Source organism: Paraburkholderia sp. DHOC27, assembly GCF_003429005.1.
Lineage (GTDB): Bacteria > Pseudomonadota > Gammaproteobacteria > Burkholderiales > Burkholderiaceae > Paraburkholderia.
Map to the genome: position 1 here is coordinate 103,687 of NZ_QVQV01000002.1, position 17,104 is coordinate 120,790.

At 61.4% G+C, this 17,104-nt stretch carries 6 protein-coding genes; 1 reads left to right on the forward strand and 5 read right to left on the reverse strand.

Annotated features, from left to right (window positions below):
- Positions 1-114 precede the first annotated feature (114 nt).
- The 3 genes from D0B32_RS08815 to D0B32_RS08825 all read right to left on the reverse strand — a co-directional run bounded on the left by D0B32_RS08815 (position 115) and on the right by D0B32_RS08825 (position 4,578).
- Positions 115-798 carry a lytic transglycosylase domain-containing protein gene (locus D0B32_RS08815; protein ID WP_117333589.1) on the reverse strand — a complete coding sequence of 228 codons (684 nt, stop codon included), beginning with the start codon at positions 796-798 and terminating at the stop codon, positions 115-117.
- Positions 799-1,347: 549 nt separating this feature from the next.
- Positions 1,348-2,943: a hypothetical protein gene (locus D0B32_RS08820; protein WP_147329512.1), complete on the reverse strand. Its 1,596-nt coding sequence runs from the start codon at positions 2,941-2,943 to the stop codon at positions 1,348-1,350.
- A 519-nt stretch (positions 2,944-3,462) separates the two neighbouring features.
- Positions 3,463-4,578, reverse strand: a complete 1,116-nt coding sequence (locus tag D0B32_RS08825) for an NAD(P)/FAD-dependent oxidoreductase (protein WP_117333591.1) — start codon at positions 4,576-4,578, stop codon at positions 3,463-3,465.
- A 255-nt stretch (positions 4,579-4,833) separates the two neighbouring features.
- On the opposite strand from D0B32_RS08825, the gene D0B32_RS08830 reads away from it, so the two are divergent.
- Complete coding sequence (locus D0B32_RS08830) at positions 4,834-5,526, forward strand: TetR/AcrR family transcriptional regulator (protein ID WP_117333592.1); 693 nt, start codon at positions 4,834-4,836, stop codon at positions 5,524-5,526.
- Between the two features lie 35 nt (positions 5,527-5,561).
- On the opposite strand, the gene D0B32_RS08835 is transcribed toward D0B32_RS08830, so the two are convergent.
- Both D0B32_RS08835 and D0B32_RS08840 read right to left on the reverse strand, forming a co-directional pair.
- Positions 5,562-7,220, reverse strand: coding sequence for a ShlB/FhaC/HecB family hemolysin secretion/activation protein (locus tag D0B32_RS08835; protein WP_181969762.1), 1,659 nt, complete (start codon positions 7,218-7,220; stop codon positions 5,562-5,564).
- Positions 7,221-7,339: 119 nt separating this feature from the next.
- Complete coding sequence (locus D0B32_RS08840) at positions 7,340-16,627, reverse strand: YDG domain-containing protein (protein WP_181969763.1); 9,288 nt, start codon at positions 16,625-16,627, stop codon at positions 7,340-7,342.
- Positions 16,628-17,104: the final 477 nt, after the last annotated feature.

Sequence of the window (17,104 nt, forward strand, 5' to 3'; positions counted from 1 at the left end):
TAGACGCGGTCCCGTCGGGGTTTTGTTCCGATGGGACCGCCTTTTGTCTTAGAGAGTGCCAAGAGAGACTAGCGTGACGGCTGAGTCTGTCGGGAAGTCCCCCTATCAATCTGCTCAGAGACATTGCGCTATACCCCAAGACTGAAAAGCTGGCTGAAAGTAATAGAGGATTTTTGGTGAATATTCGACATTCTCGCGTTGGCTTTCCGGCTTGATGCCTGGGTTGATTGGTCCTGCGATGGTCCAGGATCCCGGCTTTGACGCGAGGGCTTGCCTCTCAAGCACGTATTTCAAGCCGCCGTTATAAGCAGAGAGCGTGAAGTGCCAGTGGTCGCACTCGGTGTCGAAACGCTTCAATTGGTCGTGAAGATACCAGTCATACCAAACCCCCGCGCGCAAACTCCAGAGGGGGTCAAGCGGCTGAGCCTGCCCTAGTTTTCCAGCTACGGCCGCCCACTCTGCGGTCTTCGGCATGAATTGCATCAGTCCAAGCGCGCCCGCAGGCGAGACTGCATTTGCGCTGAAGCGACTCTCTTGCATGATCTGGCCGGCGATAACTGGCACCGGCGACCCAACTCCGAAGCGGAAATTGACCTCACGTATAAGCGACCCGCGAATTTGAAGCGCGAATGCAGGCGGGGTTACAAAAGCGGCCGCCGGCAGCGTCGCTTCCGTGCATTGGGGCTGCAATGATATCGCGAGGAGCGCTGCCGCAAGCAGTTGGCGAGCAACACCGCTTCGCTCGTCGATCAAGGCAAGGCGAGCGCTTGACGCTTCCGGAAAGCCTGCTGCTCTCATAGCCCTAGGGAGCCAGCGATGATGACGGAACCCATCACGAGTGCTCTTCCTAACATGTCACCAAGTGAAGGATTACTGCTCACGCGGCCGAGCGCATGGCGTGATATCCAATAGCCAATGAAAGCGAGAGTTGTTACGTGACCGAACTTATATAGGGTGGTCTGGATCAAGGGTTGTTGCGGCCCGAACGTCCATGACAGCGCATAAAATACCAGGCCGAAGCATAGCCAAACGATCATCCTAAGGCGGTCTGCCAATGATCCCGGCGGATATTGCGGAGGACCGCTGTTCTGTGGAGGTGGATTGCTAGTTAATTCATTTGGTGTACTCATGATTTTCCTCGGAATTTTCTTGAGTCTGTCGTTATCGGTTTAACCCTACACTCCTTCTGCCGAACGCGCGAAACCCACACGTTGTGCTGATCGAGACCGACATTCACCCGGAGCGTCCAGAGATATTGGCGCTTCTTCCACTCAATACGCTATCTGAGTTCGCTAAACCAGAAAAGTCAGTGCGTATGGGCGAGTGACATCAATGTTTTGACATTCCCTACACTGGCTTCTCTCGAGTTGCGATTGTGAATCGGCGCCTACGATGCAGGTTCCATCTAAGGGTTGATGCGTTCTGCTGCAACCACACGTTAGGTTTTGGATCCGCGCCGACCGGATCCACGTCGCGCGGCCTGACGGATGGAAAAATCGAATGCACGATGCGATCTACGAACTCGAAAAACTTGTCTGACGCATAACCTGCTACAAATGCCAAACCTAGTGGTGAAACACCGGCTCCGCCGCGGACAATGTCACTAAATAAACCAATCGAAATCCCGACAATGACTGCGGTGGTTATATGCGCGCGATTCGCCACCTTCGAGTACTCTGGATGGAACAAGTGAGAAACTGTATCCGATCTCAATTTTCGCAAAATAGAAGCGCATGCGCCTAGCGCCGCATATAAAATTGGCAGCAAAAAACCAGTAATTGAGCCAACAAAAGAAAGTATTATGTCGCGCGAATACATCGCCATTGCCCGAATATCCTGATACACTGAGATTTTTTGGAATCCTTGCTTAACTGTATCTTCAGGAATGGTTCGTTTCTTCTTGTCTGGAGTCATCCCTAGATCGAATAACGGCAAGTCGATTTCCAACGCACGCCGAATATGCTCCGGGTCACACTGCCAATCGCTTTGCTTTCCTGCGCACCCAAGCACTGCATAGCGATTGCTCACACTTCCCCAGTCATCACCCCAATCCTTTCCGAGAAACAGATGACCAACTGCATTGGGAATACGGAAAAGAAACTGACCTATCCCTCTCGCACGATTTACGTCAGAGTACAGCTGGCGATTATTGGTTGCGAATTTTTGTAGATCCTCTTTAATCGCTACTGCCTCCTGAGAATTTTGCATTTGAACTAAGATCTCCGGAGTCGCGCCTCCGTCTAGCTGGATGATTTGTGCATCGTATGCCTGCAATTGGTTGTGCAGCGTCATCGCAATGGGATCGTTCAACGAAACAACATGCGAGATGTCATGCGAAATTTGTTCTACTATAAACAGTAAACAAGAAAGCGTTAGTACCAGAGCGGTCACGACTCCAGTGGCTATACTGTAGTTGCGGATAGCTTTCCGGGCACCTTTTCTTGCCTCGAGGCTGACAGCCTCCGGCTCTAACGGCAATATCGAATCACACATACGCTTCATTGCGCCATAGAAATCGGCCTCGATTTTCGTGTTCCATCGCAATGCTCGCTGAGCAGCCCGTGCTGCTGACAAGATCTGCAAATCATTTTTTTCTACTCGCTTGCCAGTTTGAGACGCATGCGAAACGACCCCGTAACAAAGTCTAATATCTGATGCCACCTCTTCATTTGGGTAAGGAACACCAGCAGTGATCCTGCTGATCGCACCGTAGAGCGATTTTTCCGCACTGGGGGAAAATTCGCCATTTTCCAGAGAAGTATGCGCTTTCCTCACTGTTCTTACATCCGCAGGCGAAAGATTTACACCAATTTGAGCGGCGTATGATATGAGCAGCATGCCTCGCGCGACATCGTCCTTCACTGTCCAGGAAGCGTTCTCCAATGGCGGAATCCGTTCATTGTTTGCAAGATGTTGGCTAACATTCTCAGCAGAATCGTCCACTGCCACCTCCACTTTGGGAATTCGATAATTCTTCCAAGAACGTCAACCCTAATTCAGTTGCATGATGCAGCCAAGGTGCGAATCCTCGATCCTCCCGGGATTCGTTCATTCTTCTTCTAAGCACAACTTTCACCGATGCTTGAACGATACGCAAATCTTGATGAGCGGCACAGGACTTTCAAGCATGTCTGCGTGTGCGATGTTTGAATATAAAAATTCTGTTCGGTTGGTTATAGCCTAATAAATTAGCTTTCTTCAGACAAAGTGCCATTTTTATCGGCGCTCATCGCGTTAGTGAATTGAAGATCGGATGGCCGAATTGACTGTAGCTCATCCTTTATCGCTCACTCGAAGGTGGAAAGCCAAACGCAATTCAAAGTGCCTTTTAATTATATTTTCAAATAAAATTATGCTTTATATGTTCAAGGCCTCCCTATTAACTCCGCCAATCCCCTCACGACAGCGATACCGAGAGGGCGGGAGTATTGCAATCGGCTCGTCACCAGGTCGGCAATCATCTCAACTCAAGTACCCCCGCGCCGCCGCATACCCCTCGTTCAACATCCAGTGACTGAAGCGCGCGTATTCCCGCGCATACGTCTGTGCATCACGCGCTATTTCCACCGCGTAGGCCAGTTCCCGCACCTGCGTATAGTGGGGAATCCGATTCGCTTCATAGGCGGCCAGCGCTGACGCGAGCGATGCATGCTTGCGCAACGCCCGCACCAGCACGGTCACGTCCTCCACACCCAGCGTCCCCCCGGCCGAGATATGCGGCGACAACGCATGCGCCGCATCGCCGACGAGTACCACGCGCTGCGAGGTCCAGCGCGGCAGCGCGGGCACGACCATGATCGGGTTATGCAGGATCTGATCTTCTGGCGTCCGCTCGATCAGCTTGACGAGCGGATCGTTCCAGCCGTTGTCGTTCAGCAGCGCGGCGCGTTTCAACGCCTCTTCCTTTTTCGTACCCGAGGGCTCGACGCTATCGAACTGGTTCACCATCCACACCACCTGATTGCCATAAGTGCGTGTGTAGCCGCCGCGTGTACCCTGATGCCCGACCGTCAATACGCTACCTGCCTCGGGTTCGTCGCCGGCGGGTAGCATGCCGCGCCACACGTGATGCCCCGCGTGCGCCCGTGCCGCGGAACCCGGCAGCAGTTGTGCACGTACCGCCGAGTACGCGCCGTCCGCGCCGATCAACAAATCTGCCTGCTCAACCGTGCCGTCGCTCAGCGTTGCGGTGACATGGTCCGCGTGCTCCTCGAAGGCCAGCACTCTCGCGTTCAGGCGAATGTTTTCGGAGCCGAGCGCCTGCGCGAGCCGACGATTGAGTTCGGGGCGTGGCAGCAACTGAAACTCGTGGTCCGCCGCATCGTAGCCAGGTGCCCGGTGGGGCTGCCCGGCGGCATCGAAGAACCAGGTTTCGACGGACGTACCGATCGCCGAGAGCGCGTCGCCCACGCCGAATTCGGCAAACACGTCGAGCGCATTGCGCCACAGTCCAATTGCCGCCCCCGCCGCGCGAATTTCCGTGGCCTGCTCCACCACGACCACCTCCCAACCTACCGCCTTGAATGCGATGCCAGCCGTGAGTCCGACGATCCCGCCGCCTGCAATGATGACGCGCATGATTTCACTCCTCGCGGCCGCCCAGGTTTGCCAGACTCGGCGGCCGCAACGCCGGGTCCTGATCAGGTAAGGTCCGCCAGCACTTTTCTGGCTGGAGAACATGGGTGAAATTTTATGAGTCATCGCTCATATTCACTACTCGCTTTCGCAGTCATGCTCGGCAGCGGCACCGAGGTAAGATGTACACGGTATGCAATCTGATTTCGTCATCACGCGAAGCCTCCTTCCATAAAAAGCTCACATTTTCTCAACCCAATGAGCCGTTCCGATCCCTCGCAGAAAGCGAAGCGAACCCCTCGTCGCGCCGCCGCGAAAACCAGCGGCGTCGCGAAGAACGACCGTCATGAAGCCCTGCACCCTCGCAAACTGCCGCGTCAGGAACGCGCTGCGGCGACCGTCGCGGCCATTCTCGAAGCAGCGGCGAACATTCTGGAGACCGGCGGTTTCGATGCCTATACGACCAATGCCATCGCCGAACGCGCCGGCGCGAGCATCGGTTCGCTGTACCAGTACTTTCCCAACAAGACCGCGCTGACGCGTGCGCTCATCGCGCGCGAAGACGCAGCACTGCTGCGCGATCTCGTGCAGTTACTCGAACGGCCTCATGGGCCGGACCGCTTGCGTGAACTGATTCGTATCGCGGTGGCGCATCAGTTGCGGCGGCCGGTGCTTGCGCGTTTGCTTGATGTCGAAGAAGCGCGGCTCCCGCCGGGCGACGAGGCGCGCAATCTCGACGACATGCGCCTGGCGATTTTTCGCCACTGTCTGGGTGAGGAGCTGCTTGCCCGCGATCCTTATGTGGTGCAAGACCTGTTCGCGATCATCCACGCGTTGGTGGACGCAGCCGGACAACGCGGCGAAGTGGACGAGAGGATGCTGGCGAAGCGGGTCGAACGGGCCGTGTTCGGTTACGTGGGTACGTTTGATCGCGACGCGGGGAAGACCTAAGCGGCAACTCGCGTCATGCAAGTTCGCTGTCGCGTTCAAAACCCCTTCTGCAACTGCGCCCAGAAACGCACCTTGCTGCTGTCGATCCCCGCCGCGTCCGGTGCGGCGCCGAGCGGCGTCGCGAGACTCAGGTTCATTACCCACGCATGCGGCGCCGACCAATGCAAGCCCACGCCGATACTGCTCAGCCTGAAGCTGTTGGGCCCTGTCACGAAGGTGGTTTTGTACACCTCCAGATGACCGCTATCGACAAACAACGCGGCCTGCCACGGTCCCGGCAATACGGGGATGCTGAAGTCGTGGCGGAATTCGGCGGTGGCGAGATTGCCTTGCGCGCCGGAAAGCGCGCCGACGTCATAGCCGCGCACGGTGGTGGGCCCGCCCAGATAAAACTGCTCGGACGTATCGAGGTTGCGATTGGCGAACTGGCCGAGGAGCGCGAAATACAGCGCGTTGGTGGTGTTCAGTTGTTGCAGCCGCGAAATGGACAGATCGTATTTGGTGTAGCTGCCCTGCGTGTGCGGACCGATGCTGTCGATGAACTCGGCCAATGCATCGTCGAACCACACATGTCCATATGTGGTGCTCACGCTCATGTTGGTGATGCCGGTCCGGTCGCGTTGATCTCCGGCCAGCGTGCCGGTCCATGAGCCCGTGTGTCGATTGTTCTCTACCGAAACAATGTCGATATCGTCGTGCAGTTGCCGGTGATCGTATTCGACCTGCCCATACAGGTTGTACGCGGTGTTGCGAATCAGCGGCTGCGACAGGTTGATACTTTCCACCACGGCGGTGCCGTGTGCCTCCAGATTAGACAGGCCGTTGCCCAGGTGATACTCCAGCCCGGAAATCGCCGCCTCCACGGTGGTGCCCTGCCCGTTCAGCAGATAGCGATATCCCGCACGCCCATACGTCATGTCGTGCCCCGAGGTGAGCGCGCTGAGATCGAGCACGTCGCCCTGATGAAACAGTCCGTTGATATCGAAGTCGCCGCCCACCCGAACGCGATCCGTATAGCGGTTGCCGTAATCGTCCACGCTTGCCACGCCGGTATAGCGCTGCGCCGAGGTGACATCTACGTTCAGGTCCGAAGTGCCGGCCGCGGCGCCAGGACCGAGCACGGAGTTAACCACGGCGCCTGGGATATCGGACATCAACAGCAGGCTGCGCTCCAGCATGAATTCGCTGACCTGCTGGCCCGGTTGCAGCGGCGCGAGCGTCGCATTCAGCGGCCGGTCGGACACCGCGCTGTCGTTGTGCAGCGTGACCGCGCCATATTTGGCCTCCAGCACCGCAACGCGCACCACGCCATCGTGCAGCGTCTGCGCCGGCACATAGGCGCGATCGAGCGGATAGCCATGCGCGTGATACGCCTGGGTGATGCGGTCGGCCAGTGCATCGAGATCGTCGAGCGTGAGGTTTTTGCCTTCGCCGGAGGCCACCAAGGCATGCAGCGTGTCCGTAGGAATCAGCGTGTTGCCGCTGATCTCGATGCTGCGCACCGGGAACGTTTCCGTGCTGCCCGAAGGGCTCGCGTTCTGCTGCTGGATGTTGAGCGGCAGATTCGACGAGGGCGCCGCCTGCGGATTGGGCGGCTGCGTTTCGCGCAGCAGTTGCCCGCTGTCAGGTACTGAGGGGATGCGCACCTGAGCCTGCGCGAGCGAAGCGCCGAGCGCGAGCATCAGAACGATCACAACTTCGAAACCAAACGAAAGACCAGACCAGAGACCGACCCGAAGCCGCATTAGAAACCCCCGCGCCGCTTTTGCGCGCCGAGGCTGCGTGGATGAAGGAACCAAGCGCGCGGATCGGCTCATGGGCCCGCATCCGCCGGAAGCCTCACTCCGCCCTGGATCACGGTGAGTCCAAGACCTGGATGAAAGTCTGCGGGAATGCGATTGCGTGGCATCGCGCTGTCCTTGGGTTGCCGGTTGCCAGTGTAGATACCTGTGTCATCCTGATTGGCCACACCGTACGGCGTCTCGACGCCTTCCGGTTGCAGCAGGCTCTGCGTTTGCGCGAGGCCGCTCACCGTGACGCCGGTGCCCGATTCCTGGAAGCCGGATTGCGCGAGACCCAACAGCGGGCCGCCCACGCCTGGGCTGGTAATGTTCGCGGCCGTGAGGGCCGATGTGTTGAATACGTAGTCCTGTGCATTGGCGCCGCTGTCCGAAATGCCGGTCACGGTAACGGGTTTGCCGTTACCCACGTCCGGATTCGAAAAATCCGCCGCGCCGTAGCTGAACTGCAGCTTGTCGCCCGCGAGGATACCGTTGCTGGTCAGTGTGACGATATCGCTGTCGTTGCCGTCGTAGACCTTGCTGGTGCCCGTCGCCGTCACTGTAATGGGCAGCGGCGTGATGTTGGCGGTCGTCGTAGCCGTGCTGTTGAGCAGCGTGTAATTGCCTGCGTCAGCGCCGCGCTCGCTGATGCCGCCCACGGCCACGCTGATACCGTTGGCGGCGTTGCTGTCCGCAAAACTCGCGGACATGCTGCTGAAATTCACCTGATCGCCCGGCACCACGCCTGCGCTGCTGAGCGTCACCGTTGCGAGCGTCGTGCCGTCGTAGACCTTGTCGTTGCCGGTCGCATTCACCAGAATGCCGAGCGGCGTAATACTGGCGGTCAGCCCGGTGGGTTGCAGCAGAATGTAGTTGCCGGCATCGGCGCCACTGATGGTCATCGCGGTCGTCACGGGCTTGTTGCTGCCCACGTTCTTGTTGTTGAAGGTGCCGGCCGTGGCGTTGCCGAGCGTCACCGCGTCCTGCCCGAACAGACCAGACAGCGTGGCCCCGCTCAAGCCCGCGACGGTGGTGCCGTCGTACACGCGATTGCTTGCGGTAGTGCCCACCACGCTCAGCAGCGCCGGGTTGATGCTCACCCAGTCGGTGCCACCCGTCAGCGTGTAATTGCTGGCGAGCGTCGCGCCATTGCCGCTCAGCGTGAAGCCGCTGAGACCATCGGCGGCAAAACTCACTTCGTTGCCTACGTTCCTGCTCGAGAGCGTTCCCGCTCCACCGAGTGCCAGCGTTTCACCATTCACCCCGCTCAGCGTGCCGTTGTTGCCGAACAGATTCGCGTTGGCGGCGCTCGTGCCGTCATAGGCGCGTGACGCGGTCAGGTTGAGCACGGAAGGCGTGATATTGGCGCTCGCCGTGGCGGCCGTGCCGAACGTGTAGTTGCCCAGATCCGCCCCGCTGCCGCTGATGCCCGTCACCGTGATGGGGATACCGTTGCCCGCATTCGCCGTGCTGAAGCTGGCCGCGCTATCCGTGAAGGTGAGCGAATCGCCGGGGATGATGCCGCTGCTGTTCAAACTCACGCCCGCAGTGGTCGTGCCGTCGTAGACCTTGTTCTGCCCCGTCGCAGTCACGGTGATGGCGAGCGGCGTAATCGTCACCCAGTCCGTGCCGCCCGCGAAGGTGTAATTGCTGGCGAGCGCCGTGCCGTTGCCCGTCAACGTGAGGCCGCTCGTGCCGCTCGCTGCAAACGGCTGCTGTGTGCCGACGTTCTTCGTCGTGAGCGTGCCCGTGCCGCTCAGCGTCAGCGTTTCGCCATTCACGCCAGTGAGCACGCCGTTGCTGCCGAACAGACTGGCGGACGCACTGGTCGTGCCGTCGTACACCCGCGTGCCGGTGAGGCTGAGAATCGCCGGCGTGATGTTGGCGCTGCCAGTGGCTGTCGTGCTGAAGGTGTAATTGGCCAGATCCGCACCGCTGCCCGTGATGCCCGTCACGGTGATCGGGATGCCGTTGCCCGCGTTCGGCGTGTTGAAACTGGCGGCGGTATCGGTGAAGGTCAGCGCGTCGCCGGGCAACGCGCCGCTGCCGCTCAGCGTGACAGCCGCGGTCGTGTTGCCGTCATACACCTTGTTCTGGCCCGTCACCGTCACGGTGATGGCAAGCGGCGTGATCGTCACCCAGTCCATGCCGCCCACGAAGGTGTAGTTGCTGGCGAGCGCGGAGCCGTTACCCGTCAGCGTATAGCCGTTCAGTCCGTTGACCGCGAAAGGCTGCTGCGTGCCGACGTTTTTCGTCGAGAGCGTACCGTTGCCGCGCAAGGTCAACGTCTGACCATCGACGCCTGTCAGCACGCCGTCATTGCCGAACACGCTCGCAGCCGCGCCCGTGGTGCCGTCGTACACCCGCGCGCCCGTCAGATTGAGAATGGCCGGCGCGATGTTGGCGCTCGTCGTGGCCGTGGTATTGAAGGTGTAATTGCCCAGCCCCGTGCCGGTGCCGCTAATACCGCTCACGGTAATCGGCACAGCGGTACCAACGTTCGGGGTACTGAAGTTCGCCGCGCTCTCCGTGAAGCTCAGCGAATCGCCAGGCAGCACGCCGTTACTGCTCAAGCTCACGCCCGCGGTGGTGGTGCCGTCGTATACCTTGCTTTGCCCCGTCGCGCTCACGATGATGGCCAGCGGCGTGATGCTCGCGGTGAGACCAGCGGGCTGCACGATCACATAGTTGCCCGCGTCCGTGCCGCTGATCGTCATGCCGGTGCTGACGGCGATATTGTTACCCACGTTCTTGCTGGCAAACGTGCCGGTGGTGTCGATACCCAGCGTGACGTTGTCGATGGATAGCACGCCCTGCAAGGTCGAACCGCTGAGCGTGGCCACCGTATTGCCGTTGTAGACCTTGTTGCCCGCAACGGTACCCAGCACCGTCAAGGTGGCGGGCGTGATGGTGACCCAGTCCGTGCCGCCTGCGAAGGTGTAGTTGCTGGCGAGCGCCGTCCCGTTACCGCTCAGCGTGAAACCGTTCAGGCCGTTGACCGCGAATGCCTGTTGCGTGCCGACGTTTTTGGTGGACAGTGTGCCGCTGCCGCCGAGCGTCAGCGTTTCACCGTTGACGCCCGTGAGCACGCCGTCATTGCCGAACAGCGCCGCACCCGCGCCGGTGGTGGCGTCGTAGACGCGCGTGGCGGTGAGATTGAGGATGGCGGGCGTGATATTCGCGCTGGCCGCCGCGGCGTTGTTGAGCAGTGTGTAGTTGCCTGCGTCGGTGCCGGCATCCGCGATGCCTGTCACGCTGATCGGCACCGCTGTGCCCACGTTCGGCGAACTGAAGCGCGCTCCGGTATCCGTGAACGTCACGCGGTCGCCGGCCACGAGGCCGCTGCTGCTCAACGTGACGCCCGCCGTAGTGGTGCCGTCATAGACCTTGTTGATGCCGGTAGCCGTCACGCTGATGGCGAGCGGCAGAATGCTCGCGCTGAGGCCTGCCGGTTGCACGACGAGGTAATTGCCGGCGTCCGCGCCGTTGAGGGTCATCGCCGTGCTCACGGCAATGTTGTTGCCGACGTTCTTGCTGGCGAACGTGCCGGTGGTGTCGTTACCCAGCGTAACGGCATCCGTGCCCAGCACGCCCTGCAACGTAGCGCCGCTCAGCGTTGCCGCCGTGGTGCCGTCGTAGATCTTGTTCGAGGCGGCGGTGCCGCTCACCGTCAGGATGGCGGGCGTAATCGTGACCCAGTCCATGCCGCCAACCAGCGTGTAATTGCTGGCCGTTGCGCCATTGTTGCCCGTCAGCGTAAAGCCGTTCAGGCCATTGACGGCGAACGGCTGCTGCGTGCCGACGTTTTTGCTGGCGAGCGTGCCACTGTCGCTCAAGGTGAGCGTTTCGCCGTCGACGCCGCTCAGCACGCCGCCATTGCCGAACAGCGTCGCGGCAGCACCCGTGGTGGTGTCATACACGCGCGTGCTGGTCAGATTGAGTACGTCTGGCGTGATGTTGGCCTGGGTGGTGGCCGTGGTGTTGGTGAGCGTGTAGTTGCCCGCGTCGGCGCCGGTGCCCGCAATGCCCGTCACCGAGATCGGAATGCCGGTGCCCACGTTCGAGGTGCTGAAATTGGCGCCCGTGTCCGTGAAGCTCACGCTGTCGCCGGGGATTACGCCGCTGCTGCTCAGCGTCACGCCGGCCGTGGTCGTGCCGCTGTACGACTTGTCCTGCCCGCTCGCGCTCACCGTGATGGCAAGCGGCGCGATGCTGGCGGTGAGACCCACCGGCTGCAGGATGATGTAGTTGCTCGCATCCGTGCCGCTGATGGTCATGCTGGTGCTGACCGCAATGCCGTTGCCGGCGTTCTTGCTGGCGAAGGTGCCGCTCGTCGCATTGCCGAGCGTCACGGCATCCGTACCCAGCACGCCGGTCAGCGTGGCGCCGCTCACCGTGGCGGCCGTGCTGCCGTCGTAGGTCTTGCTCGCGGCCGTGGCGCCGCTCACGCTCAGCGTGGCAGGCGTGATGGTGACCCAGTCCGTGCCGCCCACGAAGGTGTAGTTGCTCGCCACCGCGCCGTTGTTGCCGGTCAACGTGAAGCCGTTCAGTCCACCGGCGGCGAACGGCTGCTGATTGCCAACGTTTTTCGTGGTGAGCGTACCGCTGCCGCTCAAGGTCAATGTCTGTCCGTCGATGCCGCTCAACACGCCGCCATTGCCGAACAGGGTCGCGGCGGCCCCGGTCGTGCTGTCGTAAACGCGCGTGCCCGTTAGGTTAATGACACGCGGCGTGATCACTCCCTGATCGCCGGTCGCCGTGGTCGGCAAGCTGTAGTTGGAAAGATTGGTGCCCGCGTTGGCGAGAAAATCCGAAATGACCAGCGCGGACGTGAGGCCGAGCCCGGTGCCGGCGTTAGCGGTCGTATAGCTCGCGCCCGACTGCTGCGGCACCGTCGCGCCCTGCCCGTTCACGAAACCGCTGAGCACGTAATTCTGGGCCGTAAGCGTGGCGGTCGTGTCGCCGTCGTACAGCTTGGTGGGCGTGCCGGTGATCACCGCCGTGATCGGAGCTGGCGTGATGCTGGCAGTGAGTCCCGCCGGTTGCGTCAGCATGTAGTTACCCGCCGATGCCCCGCCAAGGGTAAAGCCGCCAACCGTCACGCTCAGGCCGCTCCCCACGTTGGCGGTGCGAAACTGCGCGGCAGCGCCGGTTTCGCTGAAGCTCACGCTGTCACTGCCGAGCACGCCGTTGAGCACGCCATTGCTGGTGTTCAGCGTCGCGGCGGTGGTGGCGTCGTAGACCTTGTTGTTGGCGACGATGCCCGTCAACGTCAACGGTGCCGGCGTGATGTTGGCCGAAAGCCCGCTGACGGGCTGCAACGCGTAATTCGCAAACGCGCTACCCGCAATCGAGAAGCCGCCGGCCGTGACCGCAATGCCATTGCCCACGTTCGCCTGGGCGAAGGTGCCGGTGTTCGAGGTGGTCAGCGTGACCTTGCCCACGTCCGTGGAGACCAGCCCGGCGAGTCCCGCTGACGCCACGTTGAGCGTGTCGCTGGTGGTCGTGTCGTACACCTTGCTGGTGGCATAGACGCCCGTGATGAACAGGGGCGCCTGCAAGATGGTGCCGGCACCGCTTGCCGAACTGGCGAGCACGTAGTTGCTCAGCAGCGTGCCGGTGTTTGCCACGTAGTTGCCGTTGGTGAGATTGCCGCTCACCGCCTCGGCGCCCGCGTTGGCGCTCGCGTAGGCGAACGGCGTGGTGGCGTTGATCTGCGCGCCCTCGCCCGGCACGAAACCGTTGATCTGGAAGTTGCCGGGGTTCAGGGCCACCGTGGTCGTGCCGTTGTAGACCTTGGTCGGATTGTTGATGATCGATACCGACAATGGCGCGGGCAAGATCGTGCCGGTGCCGAAGGCCACGACCGGGAACGTGTAGTTGTTCAGATTGGTGCCCGCGCCGGCGGTGAAATCGGCCTCGGACAAGTTCGCCGACACCGGTTGCAGTCCCACGTTCTTCGAACCGTACTGGCCGCTGACGGACTGATTCACCGTTGCGCTGTCCGAGCCGACGAAGCCGCTCAGCGTGAAGTTGGCAGGCGCGAGCGTGGCCACGGTGGTGCCGTCGTAGACCTTGGTGGGATTGCCGGTAATGGCGGCGCTCAAGGTTCCCGTCAGGGCAGCCCGCGTGATGGTGCCTACGCCGGCCATCGTGGTGGGCAGGATGTAGTTCGACAACAGGGTGCCCGCGCCCGCCTGATAGTCGGCTGCGCCCAGCGCCGCGGAGACGCCCTGCACGCCCGCGTTGGCGCTGTCGTAGGTCCCGGCGGTCTGCGTGACCGTCATGCTCTGGTTGCCGATCAGGCCGCTCAGCGCATAGTTCGCGGGGCTGAGCGTGGCGGCGGCGGTGCCATCGAAGGTTTTGGTAGGATTGCCAACCAACATGCCAGTCAGCGGAGCCGGGGTGATCGTGCCGGTGCCGACCGCTGTGGTCGAAATGGTGTAGTTGGAGAGTGCGGTGCCGGGGTTCGGCGTCAGGTCCGACGACTCGAAGCTGACCGTGACGCCGATGCCCGAACCGGCGTTGGGTGTGGCGTAAGAAGCCGCGCTCGCCTGTGACACCGTTGCCCCCTGGCCGCCGACGAATCCGCTCACCGTCATATCCGCGGGCGACAGCGCGAGCGCGGTCGTGCCGTCATAGACCTTGGTGGGATTGCCGGACACGCCGATCACCAGCGCGGCCGGTGTGATGCTGGCGGTGATCCCGGTGGGCTGTGTGAACGCGTAGTTGCGCGCCGCCGTGCCCGACAGCGTGAAGCCGCTCACCGTCACGGGCAGATTGTTGCCCACGTTCGACTGGCTGAAGGTGCCGCTCGCCCCCGCGCCAGACAAGCTGACGTTGCCCGCGTCACCCGGCACCAGACCGGACAGCGCGGCAGCGCTGAGATTCAGCGTGGCCGCGTTGGTTGCGTCATAGACCTTGTTACTGGCGGTGGCGCCGCTTACCGTGAGCGCCTTGGGTGTGATGTCGGCGGAGAGCCCCGCGAAACTGGCCGGCGAGATGAAATAGTCGGCGGCCTTCGTGCCCGTCAAGCCGCCGCCGCTCACCGCCACCGCGATATCGTTGCCCGCGTTCGGCGACGTGAAGGCCGCCATCAGACTGGCCAGATTCAGCGCGACCGTCCCGGCATCCTGCGCCAGCACGCCGAACAACGCGCCCGCTGAAGTATTCAGGCTCGCGGCCGTGGTGCCGTCATAGGTTTTGTCGTTGGCCAGCACGCCGGTAATGATGAGCGGCGCGGGCGTGATGGTGCCAGGTCCCGTGGCCGTCTTCGGCAAGATGTAGTTGGCGAGATTGGTGTTGGTGTTCGCATTGAAGTTCGACGCGGTCAGCGGCGCCGACACGGTTTGCGTGCCCGCATCCACGCTGGCGTAAGCGACGCCGCCAGGCGGATTGAGCGTGGCGCCCTGACCGGCGACGAAACCCGTCACGGTGTAATTCGCGCTCGTCAGACTGGCGGTGGTGGTGTCGTTGTAGACCTTGGTGGGATCGCCGACGATGGTGGCCGTCAACGGCGCGGGCGTGATGACGCCGATCGACGCCGTGACCGGCGCACCCGCCAGCCTGTAGCCGAACACCGGGATAGTGCCGCCTGCATCCGTCAAGGTGATGGCCGCGATGTTCGCGGGCGAGCTCACGCCGATGCCCGAGCCCGCATTCGCGTTCGCATAGCTGCCCGTTGCGGTGGCGATCGTGTTGCCGTTGACCAGACCCGTCGTGGTGAAATTCGCGCCCGTCAGGCTCGCCGTGGTGGTGCCGTCGTAGACTTTGGTGACGGTGCCCGTCAAACCGGTAATGCTGAGGGTGGGCGCGAGGCTGTAGAGAAAGCCGTTGCCGGATGCAGCGGGCGCGGTGGTCGCGCTCGTTGAATACGTTGCGTTGTACTGAATGAAATCTGGAACGATCCCCCCTGCGGTATCCAGTGCTGGATTGCTGGAATAGATGAGCCACGGTGCCGTGGTGCCGGTCGAGACCGCGCCACTGCCGGCGTTGTTGACGAAGTTGCCCGCGGTGGCCAGCGTCACGCCCGCGCCGCCCTTGATCGAGCCACCGGCGGCGATGGTCAGGTTGCTGCCGGCCGCATCCATCGTCACGCTGCCTGCGCCCGTGACGGGTGCATTGACGTTGATCGCGTTGAAGGCCTGCAAGGTGAGATTCGCTGCGGCGCTGCTCCAGGTGATCGGCGCGTCGACGTTGATGTCACCCGCCCCTGCGCTTTGCGTGCCCACGCCGGTGGCACCAGTGGCCGTGGTCTGCTCGGTCACGCTGGTGCCGCCGTCGAGCGTGCTGGAGAGGGTGGCGGCCGCAGTGGGGTCGATGGTGAGATCGGTAGGATCGACCAGCCAGGTGCCGGCTTTGCCATGTGGCGCGCTGGCCGTAATCTGCGCGCCGTCCGCGACACTGAAATGGGCCGCCGAGGTTTCGATGGCGCCACCATTGCCGCCGTTCGGTGCACTGGCGTCGAGTTTGCCGCCCACGTCCACAGTACCCGCCGTCATGCCGCCGAGCAGCGTAATCGTGCCGCCGTGATTCTGCACCGTCTGCGCCTGGATCACGCCGCTATTGTTGACGAGACTCGCCATCACGGCATCTTTGGCCCCGGCGCTCATCAACACATCACCGCCGTCCGCCACAATCAACTGGCGATTCTCGGCCAGGTTGTCGAGCGTGCTCTGATCGACACTCAGATGCAGCAGTTGATTGCCGCTGAACGTGAGCGTCATGGCACTGCCGCCGGCCAGCGCAACGGTGCCCAGATGTGCGCTGATCGTGCCTTGATTGGAGACCTGATTGCCGAGCAAGGCGACATACCCGCCAGTGGCCGCCGTAATTGCCCCCTGGTTGACCACACTGCCCTTGCCTGACCCGGCGAACGTGCGGCTGCTCGAACCCAGCGCGCTGTCGGCGACATCGAGCGTGGACGCGACGAGGCCACCCACGTTCACCGATGCACCAGGGCCGAACAGCACGCCATTGGGATTGATGAGCCAGACCTGGCCGTTTGCGTTCAGGTGTCCGAAGATATTGCTGGCCGTGTTGCCCAGTATGCGATTGACAGCGATTGAGCCCGCGCCGGGTTGCACGAAGGTGACGGTCTGGTTCGGCGCAAGATTGAAACTCTGCCAGCTTAGCGACAGCGTGGGCGTGCCCTGCTGAATGGTCGTGCTGTTGCCCGCTTGCGTGATATGTCCGGAGCCGGCCGTGATCTGGCCGCCCGTGGGGCCCGCTGCCTGCGCGAACTCGCAGACACCGAGTGCGAGCAGCAGCGCACAAGGCCAACTGTGCTGACGCAGACACAGCCACACAGCGAGCGGCAAGCTCAGACACGAACTCCGGTGCGAACTGCGATCGAAGCGATGTACATTCCTCGGGCCCGACAACACATCATGTCGGGCCGGGTCCGCGCTGGAATCCCACTTCAGACAGGCGGGGTTCCGTCTCATCCGAGAAGGATGGCTCACGAGTCGATACCCCTAACATTGGGTACGCGCCAGGCGTTTTAATCATGCCAAAGGTGCGTGCAATCCTCATCGCAGAGCCGCGCCTTTGAGCCTCAGTGTCTTTAGTATTAGCAGACGATACAAGTTGTGCATAGAAGTTTCGAATTTTTTCGAACCGCAAAACAACGCAGCAGATTGACGCTTTGCCGATATCGCTGAGCGCGACGAGCCGATGAACAGGAATTGAAATGGATGCAGCAACCTGCAGAAAACTGCTGCAAATAACGCTCCATTTCAATCGTCACGCGCTTGCGCGAAGCTCATGGCATTGCTTCGCAGTGCAACATTTCTTTC